Source organism: Mesorhizobium sp. M7A.F.Ca.ET.027.02.1.1 (assembly GCF_004022985.1).
Lineage (GTDB): Bacteria > Pseudomonadota > Alphaproteobacteria > Rhizobiales > Rhizobiaceae > Mesorhizobium.
This window is the reverse complement of record NZ_RZOL01000437.1, coordinates 1-4,775: the sequence shown is the minus strand read 5'-3', so window position 1 is coordinate 4,775 and position 4,775 is coordinate 1. Positions and strand designations below refer to the sequence as shown.

3 protein-coding genes and 4 pseudogenes are annotated in these 4,775 nt (G+C 59.7%); 2 read left to right on the top strand and 5 right to left on the bottom strand.

The genetic code is table 11. The annotated features are described in order from the left end of the window. The 3 genes and pseudogenes from EN749_RS30645 to EN749_RS39115 all read right to left on the bottom strand — a co-directional run. The coding region (locus EN749_RS30645) for a glutamate synthase subunit beta (RefSeq protein WP_145991064.1) at positions 1-711 on the bottom strand (711 nt) is incomplete at its 3' end. Positions 712-752: 41 nt separating this feature from the next. Then, positions 753-916, bottom strand: a pseudogene (locus EN749_RS30640) (thioredoxin domain-containing protein); the annotation flags it as partial. A 275-nt stretch (positions 917-1,191) separates the two neighbouring features. Next, a pseudogene (locus EN749_RS39115) lies at positions 1,192-1,377 on the bottom strand (pyridoxal-phosphate dependent enzyme); the annotation flags it as partial. Here EN749_RS39115 and EN749_RS30630 point away from each other — a divergent pair. Further along, positions 1,292-2,245: a TauD/TfdA family dioxygenase gene (locus tag EN749_RS30630; RefSeq protein WP_024504271.1), complete on the top strand. Its 954-nt coding sequence runs from the start codon at positions 1,292-1,294 to the stop codon at positions 2,243-2,245. The pseudogene EN749_RS39115 and the gene EN749_RS30630 sit on opposite strands and share 86 nt — an antisense overlap. Positions 2,246-2,839: 594 nt before the next feature. On the opposite strand, the gene EN749_RS37895 is transcribed toward EN749_RS30630, so the two are convergent. Continuing rightward, on the bottom strand, positions 2,840-3,109 hold the full coding sequence (locus tag EN749_RS37895; protein ID WP_024504272.1) for a hypothetical protein: 270 nt from the start codon (positions 3,107-3,109) through the stop codon (positions 2,840-2,842). Between the two features lie 993 nt (positions 3,110-4,102). Between EN749_RS37895 and EN749_RS30620 the strand changes: the two are divergent. Then, positions 4,103-4,249, top strand: a pseudogene (locus EN749_RS30620) (multicopper oxidase domain-containing protein); the annotation flags it as partial. A gap of 104 nt (positions 4,250-4,353) precedes the next feature. Here EN749_RS30620 and EN749_RS39110 read toward each other — a convergent pair. Next, positions 4,354-4,482 (bottom strand): annotated as a pseudogene (locus EN749_RS39110) (LysR family transcriptional regulator); the annotation flags it as partial. Positions 4,483-4,775: the final 293 nt, after the last annotated feature.

Sequence of the window (4,775 nt, the reverse complement as noted above, 5' to 3'; positions counted from 1 at the left end):
GCAATAAAGCACCGCGTCATGTTCGGCGAGCAGCTCGGCAACCGGCTTGTCGACGCCGACATTGACGCCGCAATGGAAGGTGACGCCCTCGCCCTGCATCTGCTCGATGCGCCGGTCGATATAGTGCTTCTCGATCTTGAAGTCGGGAATGCCGTAACGCATCAGCCCGCCGGGCCGGCTCTCGCGCTCATAGACATGGACGTCGTGGCCGGCGCGGCCGAGCTGCTGGGCAGCCGACATGCCGGCCGGGCCGGAGCCGATGACGGCGACGCGCTTGCCGGTCTTCTTCTCCGGCGGATAGGGCCTGATATGGCCGGTCTCGTAAGCCTTGTCGGCGATCGCCTGCTCGACCGTCTTGATGGCGACGGGAATGTCCTCGAGGTTCAGCGTGCAGGCTTCCTCGCAAGGTGCGGGGCAGATGCGGCCGGTGAATTCCGGGAAATTGTTGGTCGAATGCAGGTTGCGGATCGCATTGTCCCAGTCGCCATTGTAGACGAGGTCGTTCCAGTCCGGGATCTGGTTGTGGATGGGACAGCCCGTTGGCCCGTGGCAGAACGGAATGCCGCAATCCATGCAGCGCGCGGCCTGTTTCTCGACCTCCTTGTCCGACATCGGCAGCGTGAATTCACGGAAATGCCGGATGCGGTCGGAGGCCGGCTGGTACTTGTGCACCTGCCGGTCGATTTCGAGAAAGCCTGTTACCTTGCCCATAGTCCAGCTCCTGCTGTCCAGATGGCGCGCCTGGCGACGCCCTGCAGCTGGATCAGATGGGGCATCCCGTCCACACATGGGCCGCACCAAGTTGCCCAAAATTCGACTATGTACACTTGCCGGGCTCAAAGCTCGTGAGGGGCTCGCCATGCAGCCAGTTCTCGACTCTAATCGAAGGAGCCGGGGACTCCATCTGCAATACCACGTTGCGGTCCAAAGCTATTTCCAAAGGTTTCTGCACGAGCTGGTTTCCTCTCAGAGACGGCACACGGGTTCAGGGAGGAGCGCATCGCTCGTCTTGCCCCATTAAGTGCAGTCACAGTCACTCAGTCTCAAAAGCCATGCCAACGCGCTCAGCGCGCAGTTAGCGCCCATTGCTTCGAAAAACCTCGTCAGTGCCCAGATGTTGGTTGTAATGAACCTGACATTTGTCTGACGCTGTCAGCTTTTGGACACGCGATCACGCGCTTCGTGCCGCCAGGCCAGGCCGAGCCCTGTGTTGCCAGCGGTCGCTTCGATGATTGTACCGCCCGGCGCGAGCTGGCCACGCTGTTCGGCATTAACGATCATCGACAACGCAATGCGATCCTTGATCGATCCGCCGGGATTTTGGCTTTCGAGCTTGACGAAGAGAATTCCTGACTCCGACGTTGTACCGCTGACCAGCCGTGTTGGAGCTGAAATCAGAGGAGTTCGCCTTGGTGGAGACCTTTCGGACGCAGCGATAGCAGCCATCAACCAGCTTCTTCTAAAACACAAGGTGATCTTCTTCCGCGGCCAGGAGCATCTCGACGATGCGGAGCAGGAATTGTTCGCGCGGCGTCTGGGTAACCTTGTACCTCATCCCACGCAGGGGCCGGCAGCCGGCACGGCCTCAATCCTCAATCTCGATTCCGGCCGTGGCGGTGGCAGGGCAGACCAGTGGCATACCGATGTGACTTTCGTCGATGCCTATCCGAAATTCTCGGTCCTACGTGGCGTCGTCATTCCGGCGGCGGGGGGCGACACGATCTGGTCCAACACGCACGCCGCGTACGAGAATCTGCCGGCGCCGCTCAAAATATTGGCGGACAATCTGTGGGCTATTCATAGCAATGCCTACGACTACGCAGCCGTGCGCCCGCGCGCCACAGCCGAAGAGAAGAAGCACTTCGAGGAAGTTTTCACATCGACGATCTACGAGACCGAGCATCCGGTCGTGCGCGTCCATCCGGAAACCGGGGAGAAGTCGCTGCTGCTCGGCAATTTCGTGCAGCGCCTCGTCGGCCTTTCCAAGAGCGATTCCGCCAAACTCTACGAGGTGTTCCAGTCCTACGTCACTGCCCCGGAAAATACCGTGCGGTGGCGCTGGCAAGTAGGCGACGTCGCTATCTGGGACAACCGTGCTAACCAGCATTATGCGGTCAACGACTATGGCGACCAGCACCGGGTTGTGCGTCGCGCTACGGTTGACGGTGACGTTCCGATCGGCGTCGACGGTCGCCGCAGTATAACCCATGTCAAGGCAGCCAAGCCGGCGGCGAAGGCAGCCTGACCGTCTGAACAGGGTAAAGATGAAAACTTCGTATCGCCGCGGCCATATCGCGCTGCTTAACCGCCCCACAAAGCCTTATGATTTCCGAGAAGCAAGGCGAGTTGCGGGCTCGAGGCTTGGCCCGAAATCGAGGTCCTGCAGCGTGGCGCATGGCTCGAGTCGCTGCTCGTGGCCCCGCTGCAGCGGTACAGGTCCCCCACCGCCCCACCATCTCGCCCGCCCTGCACCTCGGATAGCGATCATTCACCGTTTGTTCATTATGATAGCGCACGATCATAACTGGACATGCTGGTAGCTCGTACATGCCTGAAGGCCCTGCGCGCCGACCCAGCGCCGGGGCCTTTTTACTTCCGCAAAATCGATTCCAGCAACGCGGGCACTTCGCAGGATGTCGGAATCCCGCGCTTGCGATGATACGCCGTACAGCGAATTGCGCGAGTCAAACGAATTTGGGTTTCTCAAATATAGAATCGTCGATACCGATCCTGATGGATCGAGCCTCGACGACGAAGTCAACCATCTTCAAACGGAATTATTCAACATTGCCGAGAGCTCCCGGTGTGCCGTCGAAGCCGACATTGGGGAGGTCAGCGGTCACCAACGATCATGGTGATCGCCAGCATCTTTCGTATTCACATAACCGTCGGCCTTGTACTTTCCCGAGGCCATGACATGAGTGGGTCTTCCAAGCACCGATTTGGCCCGGTAGGATTTGCAGGGGGCGCGGACAAGCGGATGAACAAACGGAATGATGCCGGAAAACTGCGCGCGCCTGCTGGGATTTAGCCGACCGTCGATAGGAACATAGCCCTGGTCGACGGCTTTCTGAAGGGCAAGAGTTTCGCCGACCTGGCTCAGGAACATGGCTTGTCGACAACGAGGGTGCGCCAAATCATCGAGAAGGCCGATCGGCTCGTGGGCGGCGCATTCAGACCAAGACTGAAACGTCCAACGCCTCGCCTCGGTCCGATTTCATGGTCGACTATCCCTATGTGTGCAAATGGCCGAGAAGCACCGGCTGGGTAGCGTCACGCCGCATCATTCTTTGCGGAGCTGGAGCGCGCGGGATCGCTGGAGCGGCTGGTGAAAGCGGTTGCCGGGGCGCACAACACGTGAGCTGGCGCCTCGTGTGGCAAAAGGAGAGGGCGAGAGCCCATGGCCTGCAATGAAGCGATCAAGCATTGCGATCGTGGAACCAAGCTAGTCGACCATCCGGACCGCGGCCTTCAATGCCAGCTCGCCTTGGAATCGGCCTTCCAGGAATTGGCTGAGCGCGCAGCGGAATCCGGCTGGACCGAGGAGATAGCCACGCGCTCCTCGAACTCGCCGGCGCGCGCCTCAGGAGCGACTCCGCCAATGACAGACTGAGAGGACGATTAATCGTGCCAGGGCAACGAGAGAGCGGCAGGTTCAAGAAGCTTCGCCTGAACCGATAGGAACGTCGCTGCGCCAATAAAATTGGCGGTGAAGGCTGACCGCGGCCGAGTCGGGCAAGCGAGCGAAGTGCTGAAATAAGGGCGTGAGAATCCAAGACATCGTTTGTAGAGAGCATCGAGCTTCGCGAGATTGTGGTACAGGATCGACCGCAGGTGTTCTCGCAGCGCTCGCAGAACCCGGGATTCTTCCGCGGCACCCGCCAAGGCGAAGAACGGTCAGAGTTGCACGATAACGTTTAAAAGCGAGCCTTCCTCCGAAAGTCTGCGCGCGCAGTTCCACGGTCCGATGCGCTTTCATAGCTATTCCAATCGCCGCGCCCATCCTCTCCCGGATCAGGTCCAGCGGGTCTGCAGTGCATGCGCCCCCAAAGTGGACGCCATTGGGCCGGGTGAACCGGGCTCGATTGCGCGCCGAAGGCCCGTTCCAGGCCCGGAAATCCGGGTCCGTCAGGGCGAGCGCGTGCGGGTCGAGGTAGAGAACGGCCTTGCCGAGAAAACGACCGTGCACTGGCATCGCGTGCGTGTGCCACATGCCATGGATGGCGTGCCTCACCTCACGCAGAAGCCCGCGAAAAGGCAACGGAAGATCTAGCATTTATGGGGGAAATGTTTTTTCGGAGTGCTTGACCCGCAGGAAGGGCAGGGCATGACTGCCTATCGCCCGACCCGGCCGGCCGCACTCATGACCGGCTGGGCTCGGTTAATCCTGCATGCCGCGCCCATGAGGTTGCGCTCTGTCGGGAGTGCGTCGAGCACAACGACGAGATGTAGTTCACGATCTTTGAAACGCGTGTCAACCATCCAAAGTGTGGATGCCTTTCATCGAAACAAACGATTTCATCAATGTTCTGGAATCCTGCATGGGCAGAACAGAAACCGCCCGAAAGGAGATTTTTCATGCGCTCTACCGGGCAGTGGAGTGCTGGGAAAGGGAGTTGCAACTGACCGGGTCCGACTTCTTCCGAGTCTATGGACAGACTGGGAGACGCGCACGGTGTAGCGGCTCACATCGTCATACTGCACCTACGCCACACACCGGCCGGACCTGATCCGGCTTTATGAGCATTGGGCTTTGTCAGTTGCCCAAGCGTGAT